At 68.2% G+C, this 20,954-nt stretch carries 17 protein-coding genes; 7 read left to right on the top strand and 10 right to left on the bottom strand.

Annotated features, from left to right (window positions below; translation table 11 throughout):
* Together ACFYTQ_RS26050 and ACFYTQ_RS26045 are read left to right on the top strand one after the other, a co-directional pair.
* The coding region (locus ACFYTQ_RS26050; RefSeq protein ID WP_387366173.1) for a hypothetical protein at positions 1–194 on the top strand (194 nt) is incomplete at its 5' end.
* Positions 195–421: 227 nt separating this feature from the next.
* Positions 422–607, top strand: a complete 186-nt coding sequence (locus ACFYTQ_RS26045) for a hypothetical protein (protein ID WP_387366170.1) — start codon at positions 422–424, stop codon at positions 605–607.
* A gap of 600 nt (positions 608–1,207) precedes the next feature.
* Here ACFYTQ_RS26045 and ACFYTQ_RS26040 read toward each other — a convergent pair.
* The 3 genes from ACFYTQ_RS26040 to ACFYTQ_RS26030 form a co-directional block, all read right to left on the bottom strand.
* Complete coding sequence (locus ACFYTQ_RS26040) at positions 1,208–2,050, bottom strand: helix-turn-helix domain-containing protein (RefSeq protein WP_387366167.1); 843 nt, start codon at positions 2,048–2,050, stop codon at positions 1,208–1,210.
* A 103-nt stretch (positions 2,051–2,153) separates the two neighbouring features.
* A complete protein-coding gene (locus tag ACFYTQ_RS26035; protein WP_387366164.1) occupies positions 2,154–2,612 on the bottom strand; it encodes a DUF4254 domain-containing protein in 459 nt (152 codons plus the stop codon).
* 3 nt (positions 2,613–2,615) lie between these two features.
* Positions 2,616–2,912, bottom strand: a complete 297-nt coding sequence (locus tag ACFYTQ_RS26030; protein WP_387366162.1) for a hypothetical protein — start codon at positions 2,910–2,912, stop codon at positions 2,616–2,618.
* A gap of 234 nt (positions 2,913–3,146) precedes the next feature.
* On the opposite strand from ACFYTQ_RS26030, the gene ACFYTQ_RS26025 reads away from it, so the two are divergent.
* From ACFYTQ_RS26025 to ACFYTQ_RS26010, 4 genes are all read left to right on the top strand, one after another.
* Positions 3,147–4,004, top strand: a complete 858-nt coding sequence (locus ACFYTQ_RS26025) for a helix-turn-helix domain-containing protein (RefSeq protein ID WP_387366159.1) — start codon at positions 3,147–3,149, stop codon at positions 4,002–4,004.
* On the top strand, positions 3,997–4,368 hold the full coding sequence (locus tag ACFYTQ_RS26020) for a DUF397 domain-containing protein (protein WP_387366156.1): 372 nt from the start codon (positions 3,997–3,999) through the stop codon (positions 4,366–4,368). The genes ACFYTQ_RS26025 and ACFYTQ_RS26020 overlap by 8 nt, the downstream gene beginning before the upstream one ends.
* 218 nt (positions 4,369–4,586) lie before the next feature.
* Positions 4,587–4,886 (top strand): MTH1187 family thiamine-binding protein, encoded by a 300-nt coding sequence (locus tag ACFYTQ_RS26015; RefSeq protein ID WP_387366153.1) that lies wholly within the window; start codon positions 4,587–4,589, stop codon positions 4,884–4,886.
* A 47-nt stretch (positions 4,887–4,933) separates the two neighbouring features.
* Positions 4,934–5,404 (top strand): NUDIX domain-containing protein, encoded by a 471-nt coding sequence (locus tag ACFYTQ_RS26010; RefSeq protein WP_387366150.1) that lies wholly within the window; start codon positions 4,934–4,936, stop codon positions 5,402–5,404.
* Positions 5,405–5,954: 550 nt separating this feature from the next.
* Here the strand turns inward: ACFYTQ_RS26010 and ACFYTQ_RS26005 are convergent.
* A complete protein-coding gene (locus ACFYTQ_RS26005) occupies positions 5,955–7,016 on the bottom strand; it encodes a dTDP-glucose 4,6-dehydratase (RefSeq protein WP_387366147.1) in 1,062 nt (353 codons plus the stop codon).
* A 20-nt stretch (positions 7,017–7,036) separates the two neighbouring features.
* On the opposite strand from ACFYTQ_RS26005, the gene ACFYTQ_RS26000 reads away from it, so the two are divergent.
* Positions 7,037–7,483, top strand: a complete 447-nt coding sequence (locus ACFYTQ_RS26000; RefSeq protein ID WP_387366144.1) for a TIGR03086 family metal-binding protein — start codon at positions 7,037–7,039, stop codon at positions 7,481–7,483.
* 7 nt (positions 7,484–7,490) lie between these two features.
* Here ACFYTQ_RS26000 and ACFYTQ_RS25995 read toward each other — a convergent pair whose 3' ends face one another.
* The 6 genes from ACFYTQ_RS25995 to ACFYTQ_RS25970 form a co-directional block, all read right to left on the bottom strand.
* Positions 7,491–9,023, bottom strand: coding sequence for a PfaD family polyunsaturated fatty acid/polyketide biosynthesis protein (locus ACFYTQ_RS25995; protein WP_387366142.1), 1,533 nt, complete (start codon positions 9,021–9,023; stop codon positions 7,491–7,493).
* Positions 9,020–11,011, bottom strand: a complete 1,992-nt coding sequence (locus ACFYTQ_RS25990; RefSeq protein ID WP_387366139.1) for a beta-hydroxydecanoyl-ACP dehydratase — start codon at positions 11,009–11,011, stop codon at positions 9,020–9,022. The genes ACFYTQ_RS25995 and ACFYTQ_RS25990 overlap by 4 nt, the downstream gene beginning before the upstream one ends.
* Positions 11,008–17,214, bottom strand: coding sequence for an SDR family NAD(P)-dependent oxidoreductase (locus ACFYTQ_RS25985; RefSeq protein ID WP_387366136.1), 6,207 nt, complete (start codon positions 17,212–17,214; stop codon positions 11,008–11,010). The genes ACFYTQ_RS25990 and ACFYTQ_RS25985 overlap by 4 nt, the downstream gene beginning before the upstream one ends.
* Positions 17,215–17,243: 29 nt before the next feature.
* Complete coding sequence (locus tag ACFYTQ_RS25980) at positions 17,244–17,849, bottom strand: SGNH/GDSL hydrolase family protein (RefSeq protein WP_387366133.1); 606 nt, start codon at positions 17,847–17,849, stop codon at positions 17,244–17,246.
* Positions 17,846–19,099 (bottom strand): NAD(P)/FAD-dependent oxidoreductase, encoded by a 1,254-nt coding sequence (locus ACFYTQ_RS25975; RefSeq protein WP_387366130.1) that lies wholly within the window; start codon positions 19,097–19,099, stop codon positions 17,846–17,848. Before ACFYTQ_RS25975 ends, ACFYTQ_RS25980 begins: the two co-directional genes overlap by 4 nt.
* A gap of 142 nt (positions 19,100–19,241) precedes the next feature.
* On the bottom strand, positions 19,242–20,912 hold the full coding sequence (locus ACFYTQ_RS25970; protein WP_387366127.1) for an AMP-dependent synthetase/ligase: 1,671 nt from the start codon (positions 20,910–20,912) through the stop codon (positions 19,242–19,244).
* Between the last annotated feature and the right edge of the window lie 42 nt (positions 20,913–20,954).

The raw sequence follows: 20,954 nt of genomic DNA, 5'->3' as shown, positions 1-20,954 counted from the left end.
GAACTCTTTCGGATACGGCTTCGGCACTGCGACATCCTCTCAGGCTCGCCACCCGGCAAGCCAACTCGGTTGTCACCTATCCGTGCAGCAGCCCCGAAGACCTTGAGGCAGCGTTGAAGGATCCGGAGATTATGGGCGTAGCTCTGGAAATCCTGGATAAAGCCCGGCGTCGCCATTCGGCCCACAAACGATAGCGCCACGGATCTAACCCCCGACCTGCTCGACGCCTGCTGGCAAACCACCCAACTGATAGCAAGTAGGTAACGTTCCGAACGACATCCCGGCTACCAGCCCGCGGGCAGTCACCCCTAGTAGCTTCTCCTTATAGTATCTGCTACAGACGAGCCGGGGCGTCGGTGTGTTAGGGCCTCGATCGAAGAAACAATCAATAACGGAAACATGAAATGGAGACTGTTCCCCGATGGATCCTTACGCCCTCGCTGTAGCGTTCGGCGTCGGCACGACCGGTGTAGCAGCGCCTGTGGCGTGCGCCACCGCGAAAATTGTTGTTACCAAGAACAAGATCAGGCTGCTCCGTGAAGCTCTAAAAGATGTATCGGGGGCAGAGCGTCCTGCAGTCCTTCAAGCACTTGCTGAAATTCTGTGAATCTCGATCATTGGGTATTTCATCGCCAAAGTCAAACTTTGCAATGGCACGAGACCTACCTTCGGCCACGGTACGCATTATTGAGTCGAACTTCTTGCGCGCTGCCTCGCGGTCTGGGTCTGACACTGCGATCTGAGCTTCGTACCTTGCCAAGGAGGTCAAGAGGAGAGACAACCCGCCCTTGACCGAATCGACAATCCGGTCAAGGGCCTCGCCCAGATTGTAGGCGGCACCGGTTCCATCAAAAGCCCATTGGAATGGGCAGCCTGTTTGCTCAGCATCGCCTGGGCAGTACGGAGGCAACGAATTACCTATTCGGCATGCTCGGTGCCGGACTCCATCTTCAGCCGAATTTGAACTATCGGCACCAGACCGAGAATCGGCACAACTTTGGCCGAGCCTCGGAAACAAATGCGTAGCTGAGCTGCTAGAGTCGCCTCTCCCCTCTATCCCCCCGCTCGCGCCGCGAACGGCGCGACAGGCTTCGAGTGTCCGTGCTCAGCGGTTCGAGTACCGCAACGGGAGCGATCGCAATGCGGAATTTGTTTTAGACCGTCCGTATCTCAGCGCGGCGGTCATAGTCACCCCAAGCGGAGGGTGTTACGTCGACGCCGAATTTCGGAGTTCGGTGATGCCGGATCTGTAGCGGGCGATCTCGGCGGGCCGTTCGAGGTAGAGGTCGCCGACGTGTTCCTCGATGTAGACGATGGGAGGTTGGGTCATGCGGGATTTCGGCATCATCGGGAACTCCAGCAGCGAGAACGATCCGAGCAGGGCGCCGATGTGGTTGCGGGTGGTGAAGGGGACGACCCGGATCGACACGTTGAGGCGGTGATCGAGCTCGGTCAGGTGCTGGAGTTGTTCGGCCATCACGGCGGGGCCGCCCCATTCCTCGCGCAGCGCGGCCTCGGACAGGAGGATTTCGGCGGTGAAGGCCGGATCGTCAAGGCGGGCTTGGCGTTTCAGCTCGCGGTAAACGCGTCCCTCGATCTGGTCGGTGGGGGCATTGGGGCTGTCGGTCCAGGCCACGGCGCGGCTGTAGGCGGGGGTGCGGACGAGGACAGGCAGGCGGATGACCGCCCACGCCGTGAGGCGGACGGCTTGCTCCTCCAGCGCGATGCAGGGGTCGAAGTCGGGGATTTCCCGATCGAGAAGTGGCTGCCACCAGCCGCCACCCCGCTCGGCGGTGCGGCGTGTTTCGCACGCCAAGGCCAGGATCAGGCGACGCTCCTCGTCGGACACGCGGTAGAGGTTGCACAGGGTGTTCATGTAGAGGTCGCTCACCGAGCGGACCGACAACCCTTCCTCCAAGCGGCCCATCGTTTGAGGGGAGATCCCGAGGACGCGGGCGGCGGCTGCTTGGCTTATTTCCGCTCTGTCGCGCAGGGCGCGCAGTTTCTGGCCGAGGGCGCGTCGCGCGAATGTCGAACCTTCAGCGGGCATTTCGTCTCCTTGGCTTCGTCACATGGTTGCTTATTCAATTCAGTGCCAGCCCAATCGCGTTGGTGCTCAGCAAGTCCGGAGTTCGACTTCTCCGAATCCGATGTCAGCCACCGTCTCCGAGCGCCGGTAGCCGCAGCGAACGGCGGCTGAGTTCGGTGTTGAGATCCGTGTAGCCCTCCACCAATTCCGCCAACCGGTACCAGGCCGCGTGCACCTGCGGGTCCGTGCTGAGGTCCGCCACCGTCATCAACAGGTGGTAGGCGTGGACTTGCAGACGCGCCAACCGGTCGATCACCGCGCCGAGCGATTCGGTGTGCATCCGCGCACCGCCGCACGGCACCGGCAGGTTGCCCGCCGCCCACGTATCAACAGCGAGTACCAATTCCACTCTCGGGCAACAGCATTGAAGTGCGGAGGACCGCGCCGTTTGATACAGGGTTCCGAACTCCGCTGCGAGTTCGAGCACCGGATGCGCGTCGATATGGTGCCCGCGGATCGCCGCACACAGCTCATCCGCTGACGGCAGCACCTGCGGCTGCGAACCGTGCGATATGAGACCCATCGTTCACCTGCTCCCGGAGCGACCGTGTTGCGCTGCCGCACTTGCGACGTCATGTGCCGCTTCCTTCAGCGACCACAGGCGCTCGCCGGAGCTCTCCATCGTCGCCAGGCCGACGAGTTCGAGCAGGGTCAAGCCCAATACGGCGGCAGCCTCGCGCAGTTCGTCGAGGTCGTCGGCGACCCGCAAGGCGGCTCTAGCCTGCTCCAGCGACAGCGTCCGGCCTGGGAGGAAGCTCACCACCCATCTGTCCTGGCCGACGCTGCGGACATGGCGCCGAGTCACTTTCGAATCGAGTTGCATGGCAAACACCCCTCGCTGGGCCGTGATGGCTCGCCTGAGCAGCGCTGCACGGGAACGGTGGGACTGCTCGCCGTGTGCGCCGGGCTATCGTGATGACCGCCACAGGTAGACTAATGCTGCAACATTTGCAGCGTCAAGTGCTGCATCGATTGCAGCAACGTACGAAGCATCGTTCTCGGCCGCCTGTGCTGGACTGCTGAGAGCGGCGCGCGATGCATGAGGGAGGATTCAGCTATGGCGACCCCGTCACCCGCCGTCGCGAGGTGGGAACTCAGGCTCCGGATCGCTCAGTTGCGGAAAGACTCGCAGTTGGGTGACGCCGAAGTGATGGACGCCGTGGGCATCTCGCGGCCGTACTGGTCACAGGTGTTCAGCGGAACCCGCATGCTGACGGTCGACAAGCTTCGAGCATTGGCGGCGGCTTACGGGTGTGATGCTGATGAGCAGGACGAGTTGGTCCAGCTTCGCGAAATCGCCACCAAGGAACGCGGCTGGTGGATGAAGCATCCGGCGCTGATCCGGCCCGAGATGCAACAGCTTTACGGCCTGGAGCACGGCGCTCGGAGCATTCGCTGCTACAACAGTTTGTTGATCCCCGGACTGCTCCAGTGCGAGGGCTACGCCCGCACCATCATCGCCGCGAACACGATGATCAGGCCGTTCGAGGTCGAACAGCATCTCGCAGTACGGATGCAACGCCAGAGCCGACTGACCGACGACGATCCACTGCACCTGACGGCAATGGTTTCGGAGGCCGCGCTGATACAGCAGACCGGCGGGCCGGATGTACTCCGCGAGCAACTGCTGCATCTGATCCGACTCGCCGAGCAGCACCCGGAAACAATCGAGTACCGCATCATCCCGTTCACAGCCGCCGAGGGCACCGCGCTCGGCGGCTCGACCTTTCATCTACTCGACTTCAGCAGCACGAAGCTCCCCACGCTGGGCTGGTCCGAAACGCCCACGCGGGCTGGCGTTGTGGAAGACCCCACCGAGGTGAGCAGCCTGGCCTACGCCTATGCGCAGGCCATGACTCAGACTCTGAGCGCCGCCGATTCGCTGTCACTGATCAAGGAAAAAGTTCGTGAGTAACAATCGAAAACTCAATGACTCTACTTGGACCAAGTCCACATTTTCCGACCACGGAAACGCTTGTGTCGAAGTACTGGTCCAGAATGACTCGGTGCTGATCCGGGACAGCAAATTCACTGGAGATCCCACTTCCCAACCGATAATTTTTGTTCCTGTCACGCTGTGGTCCGAATTCATGTCGACCATCACTGATGGCGGAAAACAAGATAGGCCGCGCGGGATTCCTGGCGTCAACTATGACGCCACCAACGGAACGACAACTCTCACGGATTCAGCCGGAACGACGCTCGTCTATACCGAAGAGGAATGGACGGCGTTTATCGCCGGGATTCGCGCCGACCAGTTCTCCTTGACTTGTGTGTGATTTCTCCCCGCGATCGGTTCGAACGGCCACCCGGGCAACCCATGCGTTCCTGATCGGTCGAAGACGGCTACGGAGCGTCGCTCGCAAGTAGACTTGGATCGTTGGCTGCCGAAGCTTGTGCCCGACACCGCAACGACGATCCGTTGGCGGAAGTCACTGCCGCACAGGACCTTCGACGCGGGATCGTAAGTCCGCAACCGATCAGTCAGGAGCTGCTCATGATCATCGCCTTCTCGGTTACGCCGATGGGAACAGGGGAAAGTGTCGGTGAAGGTGTGGCCGAAGCCGTCAGGGTCATCCGCGCGAGCGGGTTGCCGAACGAAACGAACGCTCTGTTCACGACCATCGAAGGCGAGTGGGATGAGGTCATGGCCGTGATCAAGGAAGCGATCGATGCGGTCATGGCTGTCGCGCCCCGGTGCAGCATTGTGCTCAAAGGAGATATTCGGCCCGGTGTCACCGATGCGATGACGAGCAAAGTCGCATCGGTCGAGCGGTATCTCGGAGTAGCCGAATAGGTGCCGTACAGAAAGGCGCATCGCTTGAACGTAGTCGAGTCGACCCGATGACCGATCCGGCGGCAAATTTCGCAACTCCTCGACTGGCATCCGGGGCACTGTTTGTCAAGGGCGAGGACATATTGCTGGTACGTAAAACCTATGGCGATCGATGGGATATCCCCGGCGGCTACGTCGACCGAGGAGAGTCCCCGGCATCAGCTTGCGAACGTGAACTGCGCGAAGAATTGGGTCTGAAAAGGTCCGTCAAGCGGCTGCTGGTTCACGACTGGGCGCCGAGCGATACCGAAGGGGACAAAATACTGTATCTCTTCGATTGCGGGCCGCTGGGCGATGACGAGGACAGGATTCAGGTCGATGGAATCGAAATAGACCAGACCGAATGGGTCAACATAAACAATCTGTCAGAGTATGTGATCCAGCGCCTCGCGCGACGCCTGACCTACGGCTACCGCGCGTACGCTTCGAACGCTGTCATGTACCTCGAGCACGGGCAGCCCCGCACTGTAGGCAGATAGTGCCGCGTTCATGCCCAAGCAAGCGGCTGGCCGCGTTGCGGAGCGAGGAAACCACGATGATCGAAGCCGAATACAAAGCTCGACTTTCGGAGCCAGCGGCCCGTCCGTGCCGACCTACAGAGTCGAGCGGCGGTCGAGAAGGCAACGTACGAGGACACCTACTTCGATGATTCGAGCGGGTCACTGACGGACGGTGGCCGCGAGCTTCGAGTCAGGACGGTCAGCTCGGCCGCAGCAATTCGGCACCTGCTGACCTACTGCCGCCACCGCGCCGATGATCCGTTTTCATCAAGCCTCTCCGATGGGGCTCGAGCCCGGATCTCCGTGGTCGATTTCGTAGTCTCGTTCCCGCCGGAGCAGTTGTTGTTCCTGAAAGTCTTTGTGCCACAGTCGTATTCCCCAGAAGGGTGAGAGCTGCATGGTGGTAGGCGAGATGGACGGTGGGTAGGTGGGCAAGGTCGGCGGCCTCGTCGATTCCGTGTAGCCCTCGGTCGACCGCGTGATCGAGGTCGTCCAAACTGCCGCCCTGGGGTGACCCCCGCTCGGGCTCCTATCGCTCGACGACGCCGGCGTCTGTCCAGTCGAAGCCGAGTTCGCCCTTCTCCGCCAAGACCTTCTCCCACCAACCTCGGTTGTCGCGGTACCAGCGCACGACCTCACCGATACTCGACTCGAAATCGTGCTCGGGTCGCCAGCCCAGCGTCGATTCGATCTTGCGCGGGTCGATCAGATACCGGCGATCATGGTTCGGGCGGTCGGGAATGTGTTCGATCCACTCGCCCGGATCCAGCTCCAGCTCGGCGATAACCCGCCGCGCCACCTCCATATTGGTGACCTCGCACCGCCCGGAGACATCGAAGATCGGCAGCAAGGCCGGATCAGTGGCCGCCGCAGCCGGAATCGGATCGAGGTGCGTGTGGAGGACCCGGTGGATCGCGGCGCAATGGTCGGCCACATGCAGCCAATCCCGGGACTGCGAGCCGTCGCCGTAGATCGGCACCTTCCGGCCGCGCAGTAGGTTGGTCACCGCCATCGGAATCAGCTTCTCCGGCATCTGATATGGCCCATAGTTGTTGGCGCAGTGCGTCATTCGGATCGACAGCTCCGGATAGGTCTGCATGTACGCACGCACCATCTGATCGCCCGCCGCCTTGGCGGCCGAATACGGTGTCTTCGCGTTCAATGGCGAACCCTCGTGGAACCACTGCGCACCCTGCGCCAGCTCCCCGTACACCTCGATCGTCGACACGTGCACATGCGCCGTGACCGGCATCAACCGACTGCATTCGGCCATCACCTGCGCACCCATCGCGTTGGATCGCATGAACGCGCCGGGGCTCACAATCGCCCGATCGTTGTGCGACTCCGCCGCGAAGTTCACCACGTAGTCCGGCCCGTAACGGCGGTAGATCGCGGCCATCGCGTCGAAATCGGCGATATCGGCCTTTTCGAAGGCGATGCGGTCGCGCACGGGATCCAGATTGGCTTCGTTGCCCGCGAAACCGATGTAGTCGACCGCGACGATCTGCGCGTCGGGCTCCCAATCCGCGAGCAGGTGCAGGTAATTCGCACCGATGAATCCTGCGGCGCCGGTCACCAGGTAGACAGCCATGGGGCCCGAGCGTAGCCGAAGTGATTCGCTACCCGGCGGCGATGCTCACGAGCGTCGGGCGGAACGTCGAGGGCGGTTACGCTCTCAGTTCTGGGGACATGCACGACGACTGGCTCGGCGCGGATCACCGGGTCGCCTTCGCCGCGACCGCCGAGCTGGATCGAGCGGCGTGGCATCAACCGGCTACGGCGTCGGTCCGGCTGGGCTTCGGCACGCTGCCCGTCGCGGCGGCGGCGCTGGTCCACCTCACCGAAATCCTCGTGCACGCAACGGATCTCGCGCTAGTGACCGGGCAGGACGGTCGGGTGGACGACGCGCAGTGCGCCGCCCTGCTGACCGATATGCGCGCGACGGATTTCGACGCGTTCCGTCGTCCGGGCATGTTCGGCCACGAACGGCCCTGTCCGGCAGACGATCCCGCCCACCGCCGCCTGTTGGCGTTCGTCAGGCGGGATCTGACCGCCTAGGATTCGATCAGCCGACGAGCGGTCGCGGCACGTAGCGGGCGGTCGCGGCGGGCAGGCGCAACCCGGCCGTGCGGAGCTGGGCCACCCGGGTGAGATATGCCGCCCCGTACATGATCTGGTCGGCGATATCGGCGACCGTGCGGTTCTCCGGAACGGCGAGGTAGGTGCCCGCTACCCAGTCGTTGAAGCCGCCCATGGCCGGGCCGCACCAGATCTGGTAGTCGGCGGTGCGGGTGGCCTCGCCGCGAATGCTCCAACCCGAGGACAGGCCGAGGTACCAGCGGAAGACCAGGGCCATTTTGTGTTTCGGGCTTTGTTCGGCGCCGGTTACCTGGGCGGGGTCGCGTTCGGTGAAGAACGCTACGCAGTCGTCCCAGACCTGGTCGAGGGGGCGGGCGAAGATTGTTCGTTCGAGGTCGGCGCGTTGGTCGGGGGGGATGGCGTCGAGGCCGTCGTAGGCGCGGTAGAGGTCGTAGAGGCGTTGGGCTCGGGTGGCGAACATGGTGCCTCGGCGGAGGACCTGCACCTGGACGCCGAGTTCGAACATGTCCGAGGAGGGGGCCATGGTGCAGTCGGCGAAATCGGCTGTGGCCAAGAGCTTTTTGGTGTGGTCGCATTGGGCGGCCTCGCGGGTGGACTGGTTCACCGAACCGGTCACCACGTAGGCCGCGCCGAGGGCGAAGGCCGCGGCGGCGGCGTCGGGGGTGCCGATGCCGCCCGCGGCGCCGATCCGGACGTCGGCCGCGGCGGGGAGTTCGCGCGCGATGCGGTCGCGGGCGGCGACGATCTGCGGCAGCAGCACCACGAGCGGGCGACGGTCGGTGTGGCCGCCGGAGTCGGCCTCGGCGGTGATGTCGTCGGCCATCGGCACCCGAGCCGCGAGGGCGGCCTGTTCGGCGGTGAGGCGGCCGTCGGTCACCAACTCGCGCAACAGCTTCTCGGGGGCGGGTCGGAGGAAGCGCTCGGCCACCTCCGTGCGCGACACCTTGGCGATCAGCCGGTGACGGCGTTCGACGCGGCCCTGCCGGTCCGCGACCAGGCCCAGCGCGCGGTAGCGCACGACCTCGGCGGTGAGGTTCATGAACGCCGACGCCTCCACGCAGCGCACGCCGTGCCGCAGGCAGGCGTCGATGATGGCGCGCTCCAGGGCGGGTTCGGACGGGCTGTGAATCAGGTTGCAGGCGAAGGGTTTATCGCCCAGGGTGCCGCTCAGTTCGGCCAAGGCCGCGTCGATCACCCGCGGGGTCACCCCGGCCGCGCCGTAGGAGGCGAGGTATCCGGCGCTCGCCATGGCGGAAACCAGTGCGGGCGAGGCGATCCCGTTGGCCATGGCGCCCGCGGCGTAGGCCGCGCGCACCCCGTGGTCGGCGCGGAAACGGCTGTCGCCCAACTGTTCCGGCGGTAGCGGCGCGACAGCGGTGAGGACCTCCGCGCGGGCGGCCTCGGCGCGATCGGAGGTGGCCAGCACCCGGCCGTCCCGCCGGACGATCCAGCAGGGCCGCCGCACGTCCAGCAGCACCTCGGCGATATCGGCGGTCACGGCAGCACCTTCCGGTCGGCGAGTTCCACGGCGAGGTCGATCAGTTCGTAGATGCGCAGGCCCGGCTTCCACAGCGAGCCGTCCACGATCGCGACGACGCGGCCGTCCTCGCGGCGGACCTCCTTGATATGGGCCTCGAGTTCGACGGTGCCGTCGCTGGGCAGGAACTGACCGCGATACCGCCAGGAGAAGGCGATATCGGTGGGGATCCGGAACACCGGATCGGCCATCGCCGCCGCGAAGCCCTGATCGAGCAGCCACTCCTGCACGGCGTGCAGCACCGATTCCACGCCCAGCGAACCCGGGATGACCGGATCGAGGTGGAAGTGCCGGTCGAAGTACCAGTCGGTGGCATCGATCTCGCGCAGCGAATGCAGGTATCCTGCACCGTATTTCCCGCCGCCGTCGACCACGCTCACCCGGTCGATCAGCGCGAGGGTGTGCCGGGCGGCCAGCGGGGCGGCGGGATCGGCGCGGCGGGCGGCCACGTCGATGGTGCGGACCGGGGTGCCGGGATTCTCCGACAGCCAGGACGGGACGTGCCGACCGGCGTCCAGACCCGTCTGGTTGGCGAGCGCCTCGTCGCTGAAGTAGCCGAACATGGTCTCGCCGGTGTAGAACGGTTCGCCGTCCACGCTGAGGGTGTAGTCGAAGGTCTGCAATGACGAGCCGGGCAGGATGGTGGTCGACAGCAGCCGCGAGGACTGGTGGATCGTCTTGTCCCGCAGGTCGATTCGCCGTAGCACGGTCGCGGTGCCGCCGAGGTTGCGCAGGCTCAGGGTGGTGCCGGGCTGGGTGAGGGTCGGCCCGGCGTAGTAGCCCATGAGCAGCGCCGCCTGGAGGGAGGTCTCCATGTACACGAAGTGCGGCATGGATTCGTTGGCGGTGTCGGCGTAGTACCAGGAGTCGGCCGGGGAGTCGTATTCCGTTGTGTACGAGGCCCCGTCGAGCCGACCACGTTCCCCGTCGAAGGTGAGCACTCGGTCCACCAGCAAGAGCCCGCCCTTGGGCAGTCGCGTGGCGCGCACCCCGGTGTAGGGCGCGAACTCCGGTCCCATCGCGATGGCCTGATCGCCGCGGGCGAGGTGGTTCATGTGGAACTCGCTGAGCAGCAGACCGCCCGCGGCGTGCCCGGGACCGACCGCCGCACCCGCGGGTTCGGTCGCGGTCACGGTCACCCGGATCGCCCCCGCCGACGCGGTCAGATGCGGCCGCGGGATCAGGTCGATGTCGTCCACAACGAGATCGACTGTGCCCGAGCTGTTTTCGCCTGATCCTTCAATCACCGAGGTCAGCGTGGACCCGGGCAGCAACAGATGCAGCCCCGCGAAGAGGGCGAACACCTCCGCAGCCTGCACCACGGCCGCGCGGACGTCTCCGACGTAGGAGGCGACCACGCGCCCCTTGCCGTTCCCGCCCCGCAACTCGATCGCGTCCACTCCGGTGAGAACCAGCGCCGCCGAATCGGCCAGGCGCGCAACGGCATCCGCACCGGCCCGCGAGTACGCGGGACCGAACACCTCGGCCACGGCACCCTCGGCAAGCAGCCGCAGAGCAGCTTGGTCGAGCCGGTCCCGCGAACTCCGCACCGGAGGCTTGAACGCCGCCTCCGCCGCAGCCACCACCGGCCTGGCCGGGGAGAGCGAGCCCCGCGCGAGAAGCCCTGTCGCCAAATCATTCGCGGCCGACGACGTGGCTCCCGACCGGTCGGACCCGACCGGGGAGGGATTTCCAACGGCCGGGGCCGACTCGTCGGCGTTCTCCGGGGCGGTGGCGCTCAACCAGAGCGCGCGCTGGACCGCGACTTGGGCGTCCAGGGCGGCGCGGTGGGCCGCCAGGACGCTCGCCCGGATGCGGGCCACGGGGTTGTGGCCGGTCGGGGCGGGCGCCGCGGGGGCGGTCACCGGGTCGGGCGTCGGGGTGGGCGGGGCCGGGGGTGGGCCGCCCAGGGGGTCGAAGGCGACCCCGTCGAATTCGAGTACCGTCATGCGGTCCACCGCCTCACCGAGGTTCGGAACTTCTCCGTCAGGTCCGGGGTCGTCACCACGGTGACGTCCGAGAAACGTTGTAGGACATTGCCGTTCAGGTCGGTCGCGGTCGCGTCGATGCGGGCGTCGAAGCGGGTCGTGCGTGGGTTGTCGACGGTGACCAGGAACGGTTCGGGCGGGAGTGGCCGGTGGTAGTCGATCCGGCCGACCCCGAGGGGCAGGCAGGCCGCGCCGAGCAGGCGGTGGCCGAGCACGGGCGGGCATTGCAGGATCAGGTCGGCGAGCACCGGATCGTGCAGGCGACCCGCGTACGCGCCCTCGCCGACCCGGGCGGGGGGCAGCGCGCACTCGATGACCAGCGCCTCGTCCGTGGCCGACCGGACCATTCGCATGCCCTGGAGGGCGGGCGCGTGGAACTGGACGGCGTCGCGGTAGAGGCCGGCGGCCGATTCGCCGGGGCCCGCGGGCACGGTGATCCGCGGCTGGTCCGCGGCCGGGGCGCCGCGGCGCAGGGTGGCGCGGAATCGGATGGCGCCCGAGGCTTTCAGGGTCACCGAGACGGTGGTGGCGTCGACCAGTTCGAGGGCTAACTCGAACTCCTCGATCGGGTGATCGAACACCACGCCCTTGAGCACCTCGAAATCGCGCGCCTCGATCACCGCCGCGCCGGGCAGATTCCGTTCGACGAGGTTGATCATCGCGCCCAGCCCGAACGTCGCGGGCAGGACGATGTGCTCGCCGACGCGGTGCGCGGCGATGATCGGATCGTCGACCAGTCCGGTGATGACGCGACGGGCGCGCACCGGGGCGGGGGCGGTCTCGGCGCTCGACAGCGCGACCGCCTCACCCACCAACACCACGGTGTCGGCGGCCCTCTCGGGGGTGAACTGTTCGGTGAAGGCGACCGCACCGGTCTCCGGTGCGAGCAGGGCGATGCCCCGCGACCGGAAGTACCCGCGCAGTTCCGGCGTCACCATGCCGCCGTCCCAGGCGCCCCAATCCACCGCCGTCACATGGCATTCCGGATGCCGGTGCCGCCAGTTCGCGGCGAAGCGGCACAGCGCCTCGTTGGCGGCGGCGTAGTCGGCCTGCCCGGCATTGCCGAACAGTCCGGCCACCGAGGTGAACAGCACCAGATGCCGGGGGTCGGGGACCACCTCGAGCGCCGCCGCGAGCCCGGCCAGCTTCGGGCGCAGCACCCACGCCACCGAATCGGCGGTCTTGTCGGAGAGCATGGAGTCGGCCAGCACCCCCGCGCCGTGCACGATGCCGGTGAGGGTGTCGCGCCACGGCGCCAGCGCGGCCCGGACCGCCTCGGCGTCGGTGACGTCGGCGGAGACGTAGTGGGCGCGCTCCCCGAGTTCGGCGAGGATCTCGCGGATCTCCCGCCCGGCCCGCACGCGTTCGCAGGCGCGGTCGATATCGCGCGGTTTCGCGCCCGACCCCGCCAAGGCGCGCACGGCGGCGGCCTTGAGATCCGAATCCGCCTGTCCGACAGCCCATTCCGGCTCCGGGGTGAGTTCGGTGCGGCCCAGCAGTACGAACCGGCAGGCACTGCGCCGGGCCAGGTCCCGCACACAGGTGGCGGTGACCCCGCGCGCGCCGCCGGTGACCAGCAGGACATCCCGCTCGGTCAGCAGCGCCGGGTCCGGCTCGGCGGTCGGATCGACCCAGGTGACCGCCGAGGCGTCGGCATGTCGGCTGGGGACGGGAGTGCGGCGCTGCCGGTCGGCGTCCACGCCGATCTCGAGGGTGTCGCGGGCGGCGTCGACCAGTTCGGTCGCCACCACCGCGGCCAGCCCGTACCCGGTGAGGGCGGGGTCGATGTCGAGGGCGCGGCAGAACAGCGTCGGCTGTTCGGCGGCAAGGGTTTTCACCACTCCCCCGACGCCGCCGACGAGCGCCGCGACCGGATCGGCGTCGCCGCGCAGGCCCAGATGCCCGTCCAGGCGGGTGACCGTGAGGAAGGCCGCGCGGCCCTCGGCGTCGCGCAGCAGGGGCACCGACCGGCCCGCGGTGAGCACGGCCTCGGTCAGCACCCGCTGGGCGCGGTCCCAATCCCGCACACCGCCGACCACGACCACGATGGCGTCCGCGGGCCGGTCGGCGTCGCGCAGCACCGTCCAGCCGCGAGCGGTCAACCCGTCTTCGATGGCGTCGCAATCGGTTCCGGCATCGTCGCCGAGTCCGAGCACGACCGCGACCGCGTCGTCGCGATACGGGTTGACCGCCACGTCCACGGGCGCCACGGCGATCAGGTCGACGGTGTGCCGCGGCGCTCCCGCCGCGGCCTCACCTTTTGGGTGGACATCACCCCCGTCGGTCGCGGCCAGTTGCTCGGCCACCTGATCCAGCGTGCGCAGCGTGCCCAGCTGCTCCGGGCCCAGGCTCGGTAGGTGCGGAAACCGTTCCTGGAGCGCGCCGATCACCTGCACCCGCTTGATCGAGTCGACACCGAGGTCGGCCTCCAGATCCATGGAAGGATCGACCATCTCGACCGGATAACCGGTCTTGTCGGCGACGATCTCCTGGAGCGCGCGGCGCAGGACGGGCACGGTGGCCTCACCGTCGGCGGCGGGTTCGGCGGAAACCTCGGGGGCCGAGGCGGTTTCGGCTCCGGCGAGGGTATCGGCGACCTGATCCAGGGTGCGCAGCGTGCCCAACTGCTCGGGGCCCAGGCTGGGCAGGTGCGGGAAGCGCTCCTGGAGCGCGCCGATCACTTGGACCCGCTTGATCGAGTCGACACCGAGGTCGGCCTCCAAATCCATTGAAGAATCGACCATTTCGACCGGGTAGCCGGTCTTGTCGGCGACGACCTCCTGAAGCGCCCGGCGCAGCGTCTCGCGGGTGACGGCTCCGGAGCCGTTCGTGGACGGCGCGCTGCCGTTCGTGGCGGGCGCGGGGGCCGGTTCCGGGACGAACACGGGAGCCGGAGCCGGGGCGGCGACCGAGACCGGCTGGGGCGCAACGGGTTCGACCGGCGCGGCCGGGCTCAGCGCCCGCCGGACGGGCCGCTCGACGGCGATCGGCTCGGCCCGGTGCATCGGGGTCGAGACGACGCCGCTCTCCAACTCGGCGAGCTGGGCGAGCACCTCGCTGGCGCGGGTGTGGCTGTCGCTGATCGCGACGCCGTGCCCGGTGACGGCCTCGATGGCGCGCACCGCGCGGTCGTCGAGCCCGCCGTTGTGCAGGGCGTCGGCCAGGCTGCGGGCCAGATCGAGCTGGCCGTCGAGGTAGTGGCGGTGGGTGTGCAGATGCTGCACGAGCGCGCTGTCGAGGGCGTCGGCCGAGGCGACGCGGTACTGCGGCACGGACACGGGGTTCTCCGTCGGTTCGGCGGGAAGTGCGGGGGCAGGGGGCGTTTCGGCGACAACGGTGGCGGCGATCCGGTGGCCGTCGGCCAGCGCGGCGGCGTAGGCGGCGCGGCGGGTCTCGGGCACGTACTCGGGTGCGGACAGGGTGACCGTCATGCGGCCGGATTTCGGTTCGGCGCGCGGCGGTTCGGCGGTGTAGCGGTTGATGCCGCGCACGTCGAAGCCCAGCACCGCGAGCCGCACCGCGGCCCGCTTCAGCGCCAGATCCCCGTCCCCGATCGGGCCGGAGTCGGTGGCGATGGCGATCACGTCGTCGCCGAGGGTGCGACGCACCAGCGAGGTCAGCACCTGCTTGGGGCCGAATTCGACGAAGACCGTGCAGCCGTCGGCGCGCAGGGCGTCCAGCGCGGCCGCGAATTCGACGGGCTTGCCGAGCTGGGCGACCAGGGTGGCGCGATTGTCGGCGGCGTCGTCGCCGTAGCTCGCGCCGAGGGAGTTGGCGTACACGGGGATGCGCGGCGCGCCGATGGCGACCTCGCCCACGGCCGCGGCGAAGCGGTCCACCGCGTGCGCCACGTACGGGGTGTGGAACGCGCCCGAGACCGGCAATTCCTTGGTGGGAACACCCTTTTCGGCCGCCCGGTCGCGCACCGCCGCGACACCCGCCGCGCCGCCGCCGACCACGACCTGATCGGGGGCGTTGTGGTTGCAGATCCACACGTCCTCGACCCCGGCGAGCAGTTCGGTGACCGTCTCGCGGTCCGCGCCGACCGCGAGCATGGTGCCCGCGTCCACGCCGTCCTCGACCGCCATGGCCGCGCCGCGGGCGCGCGCCAGGGTGAAGTAGTCGGCGTCGGTCAGCGCGTCGGCCGCCCACAGCGCGGTCAGCTCACCGAAGCTGTGGCCGAGGTAACCCGTTGCGCGGAAACCGAATTCGCGCAGCACCCGGAACTGGCCCACGGACAGCGCGCCGATGGCGGGCTGGGCGAACTCGGTGCGGCGCAACAGGTTCTCCTGCTCGCTCCGCTCGTCCTCGGTGAAGGCGGGCGGCGGGAACACCACGCTCGCCACCCGCCGCTCGGCCCCCGCGAACGCCGCGTTGGCCTCGTCGAAGGCCGTCGCCACGGGCGGATTGTTCAGCGCGGCGGACGAACCCATATCCACGTACTGGCTGCCCTGCCCGGCGAACAGCGCGGCCGCCCGGCGGTTCGGCAGCGCCGCGGCCCGGAAGTAGACGCCCTCGGGATGGTCCCAGGCCGCGGCCTCGGAATTGCGGACGAGTTCGTCCACGGCCAGCGAGCGCAGATGCGCGGCGTGCTCGTCGTCGATCGAAACGAATCCGACCCGGGCGTGGTCCTCGGGAATGTCGCCGCCGTCGCCGGGCGCGGTGCTGCGCACGACGTCCACCAGCCCCGCCACGTCCGGCGCGTGCCACACGTGCGCCCGCGGCGTGCGGTGCAGCACCCGCAGCCCCTCGCGCCCGGAGTCGGCCTCCTCGAGCACGATGTGGAAGTTGGTGCCGCCGAAGCCCATTGCCGAGGCCGCGGCGCGCCGCACCGGCCGCCGCGGATCGCGGATCCACGGCCGGGTGCGGGTGTTGACGTAGAACGGCGCGCTGTCCCAATCGAATTCGGGATTGGGCGCCTCGACATTGATGGTGCCGGGCAGCACCTTCTGGTGCAGCGCCAGCGCCAACTTCATGACGCTCGCCGTCCCGGCCGCGCCCTTGGTGTGCCCGATCTGGGATTTGACGCTGCCCAGGGCGGCGAAGCGGGTCTCCGGGTCCGCCTCGGCGAGAACGCCTTTCAACGCGGTCAGCTCGGTCTTGTCGCCGACCGCGGTGCCGGTGGCGTGCGCCTCGATCAGCGCCACATCGGCGGGCGAGCAGTCGGCGTCGGCGTAGGCGCGTTCGAGCGCCACCCGCTGTCCCTCGGCGCGCGGGGCGTAGATGCTCTTGGAGCGGCCGTCGCTGGAGGAACCCAGGCCGCGGATCACCGCGTAGATCCGATTGCCGTCGCGGCGGGCGTCTTCCAGGCGGCGCAGCGCGAGCATGGTGATGCCCTCGCCCAGCAGGGTGCCGTTCGCGCCGTCGGAGAACGGGCTGATCCGATCGGTCGGCGACAGCGCGCCCACCTTGCTGAAGCACATGTAGATGAAGATGGTGTTCTCGGTGTCGACGCCGCCGGTGATCATCATGTCGGCGCGCCCGTCCTGCAATTCGGCGATGGCCGTGCGGATCGCCGCGAGCGACGCCGCGCAGGCCGCGTCGACCGTGCAGTTCATCCCGCCGAGGCCGAGCCGGTTGGCGACCCGGCCCGCGACCACATTGGCGAGCAGGCCCGGGAAGGAGTTCTCCTCCCACGGCGCGAACGCGGCCACGAACCGGTCGGCGATGGCGTCGGCGTCGGTGTCGGACAGGCCGACCGAGCGCGCGGCCTCCTTGAGCACCGGCGTGGACAGCCGGGCCGCCAGCGGATGCATGAGCGGCACCGGGCCGGTGGTGCCCAGCACCACGCCGGTGCGGCTCGCGTCGTACCAGGACGAGTCGAGCGCGCCGGCGTCGGCCAGCAGATCCCGCGCCACACCCAGGCTCAGGGTCTGCATGGTGCTGGTGACCTCGAGCTGATTGGGCGGCAGCCCGAATTCGAGCGGATCGAATTCGACGTCGGGCAGGAACGCGCCCCGGCGCGAGTACGTCTTGTCCGGCGCCTGCGGGTCGGGGTCGTAGTAGTCGTCGAGACTCCAGCGCGACCCCGGCACCTCCTCGGTGCAGTCCACGCCGTCGACGACGTTCTGCCAGAACTCGAGGTGGTTGTGGGCCTTGGGAAGTAGTCCCGACATCCCGACGATGGCGATCGGATCGCGCGCCAGGCGTCTGTCGTCAGTCACGAGGTTTCCTCTCGAACCGGGCTGCCCGATCAGGCGGCGACGGTGGTGGCGGTGGTCGAGGCGATCAATTCGGCCGCGGCGGCGGCGAAGACGCGGTGGCCGAGCGAGCTGGGATGCAGGCCGTCCTCGGTCCACATCTCCGGGCGCGCCCACTGCGGCTGCGCCGCGATGTCCAGCAGCAGCGTCCCCGTCTCCGAAACGGTCCGGGCGAGTGCGGCATTGGCGTGCGCGAAGCGTTCCCGCAACAGGTCGCGGAACCGCTCGGGCACCGGCAGCCGCGCCGGGATGTCCGGATAGGTGGCGGTGAACACCGTCGCGCCGGAGCAGCGCAGGGTGTCGAACAGGTGGGCGAGGTTGTCCTCGAACCGATTCCGGTCGTAGTCACTGACCAGATCGTTGACGCCGACGATCACGCCGTAGGCCGCCGCGCGGGCCGCGACCGCGACCCCCAGCTGCCGCTCCAGCACGATCGTGGTGGTCGCGCCGTGCTCGCCCAGATTGCGAATCATGGTGGGCCGCAAGCCGAGCTGGCTGCCCAGCCGGGGCACCCAGCCGCGCAGCGCGCCGCCGGGCTGCACGTCCCCGCGTCCCTCGGTGAAGCTGTCCCCGAGCGCCACCAGCGCCACGCCGCTCATGCGGGCACCCCCGCGTCCTTGGTGACGAAGCGGCGGTCGGCCGGGAAGTTCACCTTCTCGTACAGTTCGGCCAGCTCGGCCTCGCCGAAGTACTTGTCCGGCGAGTACAGGCCCGAGATGAGCCCGAAGAACTTCTTCGAGTAGTCGGCGTCGTAGCTGGTGGCGCGGAACACCGAGTCGTAGTACGGGGTCAGCGTCAACTCGGAGATGCTCTGGGTCAGCTCGAAGGTGCTGGCGCTCTGGGCATCCCGCTCGCGCTGGTACTCGGCCAGCGCCTCGGCCATCGGCCGCGCGCCCGACAGGCCCTCGTCGACCAGATCGGCCAGCAGCTGCGCGTACTTGAACGCGTCGGTGATGCCCCACCCGGTGAACGGATCCTTGTGGTAGCCCGCGTCGCCGACCAGCGCCCAGCCCGGACCGTAGGAGCGGCGGCGGTAGTTGTCGGGGTAGAGCATCGGCCGGAACGGCTCGACCCGCTTGGCGGTGTCGCGGAAGCGCGCGCCGATCTCCGGATCGACCTGCTCGATGATCTCCCGCACGCCCGCGTCGGGGTCGGTGCGGAACGCGCGGAACCGGTCGCGCTTGCGCATGACCGCCACCAGCGCCAGCCCGTCGTTGGTGGGCCAGGACGCGAACTGCTGCTCGCCGAAGCCGGTGCGGTGGTGCATACCCCAGTCGACGCCCTCGTAGTAGGAGTAGTAGACGAAGCAGGCCGCGGCCGAACCCTCGTAGACCTCCGCGCCGACCTGCTTGGCCACCGTCGACCCGGAGCCGTCCGCGCCGATCACGATGGTGGCCTCGAACTTCTGCTCGGCGCCCTCGCCGACCCGGCCGCGCAGCCCGGTCACCCGGTCACCGTCGAAATCCAGTGCGGTGACGGTGAATCCCTCGATGACCTCCACGCCCGCGTCCCGGGCGGCGTCGACGAGGATCTTGTCCAGCACCGTGCGGCGCGGGCAGTAGACGGTGTCGATGCCGTCGGCCGAGGGGTCGGCCATGCCGCGGATGTCGATGTCGGTGTAGGTGAAGTTCAGATGCCGCACCGGCGGGCAGCCGGTCGCCACGACCTCGTCGAGCAGACCCCATGTCTTCAACAGGCTCAGCCCGGCCTGGTGGATGTAGTGCGTGGAGGGGGTGTCGCTGGGGAAGGTCGCGCGATCCACGGCGAGCACCCGGTAGCCCTTGCGGGCCAGCAGCATGGCGACAGGAGAACCCGCGACGCGGGTTCCGACCACGATGACGTCGTACATGAGGCATCACTTTCGGTAGTCGAATTCCGATTTCGAGTCTGTCTTCGATTCCTCGCGTAAACCACGTCCGGCCAACGCAATTCATCGGACGATCGGTGACGGCTATCGCGATGGAGAAATTGCGCGCCGCTTTTCTACGAATTCACTTGCGCGCAACATAAAGCTGATCGATGTCGGCGGCGTAGGTCTCGGCGATCGCGGCCCGGCGCAGTTTCAGCGAGGAGGTCAGCAGGCCGTTGGCGACGGTGAAATCGCCCTCCACGATGCGAAATTCGCGAATCGATTCGGCCCGGGACACCAGCGAATTGGCCTCGTCCACCGCGTCCTGGATCGCGGTCGCCGGATCCGCGCCGGGATGCTCCGCGCGCCAGCGCTCGGCGCGCTCGGGGTCCAGGGTGACCAGCGCGGTGACGAACGGCCGCGCGTCGCCGACGACCATGCAGTTGCTCACCAGCGGATGCAGCCGCACCCGATCCTCGAGCGGGGTGGGCGCGACGTTCTTGCCGCCGGAGGTCACCAGGATCTCCTTCTTGCGACCGGTGATCCGCAGGTAGCCGTCGTCGAGTTCGCCCAGATCGCCGGTGTGCAGCCAGCCCTCGTCGTCGACCGGGCGCTGCGCGCTCGCCGCGCCCCAATAGCCCGGCGTCACATGCGGTCCGCGGACCAGCACCTCGCCGTCGGGACCGATGCCGACCGCGGTGCCGGGAATCGGCCTGCCCACGGTGCCGAGCCGATTGGACGCCGGGGCGCTGACGGTCACCGCGGTCGCGGCCTCGGTCAGCCCGTAGCAGTTGAGGATGATCGTGCCGAAGCCCGCGTAGAACCCGGCCGTCGAATCATCAAGGGAGGCACCGCCGCAGATGACGTGGCGCAGCCGCCCGCCCAGCGCGCTCGCCACCGGCTCGGTGAACTCGGCGGATTCGGGCGTGGCCAGCCGCGCGAGCCCGCGCTCGACGCCCGCGCGCTCGTCGGCCTCGGTCAGCAGGGAACGGCAGTGCTTGCGGATCTTCTCCAGGCCGTAGGGGATCATCGGCAGGAAGGTCGGGCGCACCCGCGACAGGGCGGGCACCAGATCCGGAATGCCCGGCAGCAGATGGGTTTCCGTGCCGCCGCACAGGCAGGCGAACAGCATGGTCTGGCCGAAGACGTGCGACAACGGCAGCGCGAGCACGGTGGTGCCGTCGAACACCGTGCCGGTCTGGCGGACCGTGTTGGCCGCGGAGGCGTACATGTTGCGGTGCGTGATCATGCAGCCCTTGGACAGTCCCGTGGTGCCGCTGGTGTAGACGATCATGGCCAGGTCGTCGGCGGCGACCGCGGCGACGAGCGGGTCGAGATCCGCGGGCGCCTCGCCCTTGGCCCACACGGCGACCTCGTCGAACAGCCACGCCCCCGCGCCGCCCGCGTCCGCCAGCCGCCGCGCGTCCGCGTCGGTCTCCGCGGCGAAATACGTGCTGCCGCTGTCGGAGAGGATGTGCTCGATCTGGCTGTGCGAGGAGGTCGGGTACACCGGCACCACCACCGCGCCCAGGGCGAGCGCGGCGCAGTCGAGCAGCGCCCACGCCAGCGAGGTCCGGCCGAGCACCGCGACCCGGTCCCCGTGCCGCACCCCGCGTTCGGTCAGTGCCCACGCCAGCGCGCGCACGCGGGCGTCGACCTCGGCGGCGGTGAGCGCGACGCCGTCGGCGCACAGCGACGGCCGCGCCGGATGCTCGCGCGCGGCCGTGGCCGGAATCGAGTACAGACCCGCCGCGTCGGCGAGGGCCGCTCCGTTCTCCGTGACAGACTTCTGCGTGACAGACACTGTGTTCACGAACCGAATTCTGCGGGGCGCCAACTCGACTCGTCGCCACGG

Source organism: Nocardia sp. NPDC004068, assembly GCF_042874315.1.
GTDB lineage: Bacteria > Actinomycetota > Actinomycetes > Mycobacteriales > Mycobacteriaceae > Nocardia.
This window is presented reverse-complemented; position numbering and strand designations above follow the sequence as displayed.

Coding starts and splice junctions, on each gene's coding strand:
- ACFYTQ_RS26005 (WP_387366147.1), bottom strand. CDS start 7,016: ATGGCTGTCTACCTGGTGACCGGCGCCGCAGGATTCATCGGTGCGAAT.
- ACFYTQ_RS25975 (WP_387366130.1), bottom strand. CDS start 19,099: ATGTACGACGTCATCGTGGTCGGAACCCGCGTCGCGGGTTCTCCTGTC.
- ACFYTQ_RS26040 (WP_387366167.1), bottom strand. CDS start 2,050: ATGCCCGCTGAAGGTTCGACATTCGCGCGACGCGCCCTCGGCCAGAAA.
- ACFYTQ_RS26015 (WP_387366153.1), top strand. CDS start 4,587: ATGATCATCGCCTTCTCGGTTACGCCGATGGGAACAGGGGAAAGTGTC.
- ACFYTQ_RS26035 (WP_387366164.1), bottom strand. CDS start 2,612: ATGGGTCTCATATCGCACGGTTCGCAGCCGCAGGTGCTGCCGTCAGCG.
- ACFYTQ_RS26010 (WP_387366150.1), top strand. CDS start 4,934: ATGACCGATCCGGCGGCAAATTTCGCAACTCCTCGACTGGCATCCGGG.
- ACFYTQ_RS25990 (WP_387366139.1), bottom strand. CDS start 11,011: ATGACGGTACTCGAATTCGACGGGGTCGCCTTCGACCCCCTGGGCGGC.
- ACFYTQ_RS26045 (WP_387366170.1), top strand. CDS start 422: ATGGATCCTTACGCCCTCGCTGTAGCGTTCGGCGTCGGCACGACCGGT.
- ACFYTQ_RS26030 (WP_387366162.1), bottom strand. CDS start 2,912: ATGCAACTCGATTCGAAAGTGACTCGGCGCCATGTCCGCAGCGTCGGC.
- ACFYTQ_RS26025 (WP_387366159.1), top strand. CDS start 3,147: ATGGCGACCCCGTCACCCGCCGTCGCGAGGTGGGAACTCAGGCTCCGG.
- ACFYTQ_RS25980 (WP_387366133.1), bottom strand. CDS start 17,849: ATGAGCGGCGTGGCGCTGGTGGCGCTCGGGGACAGCTTCACCGAGGGA.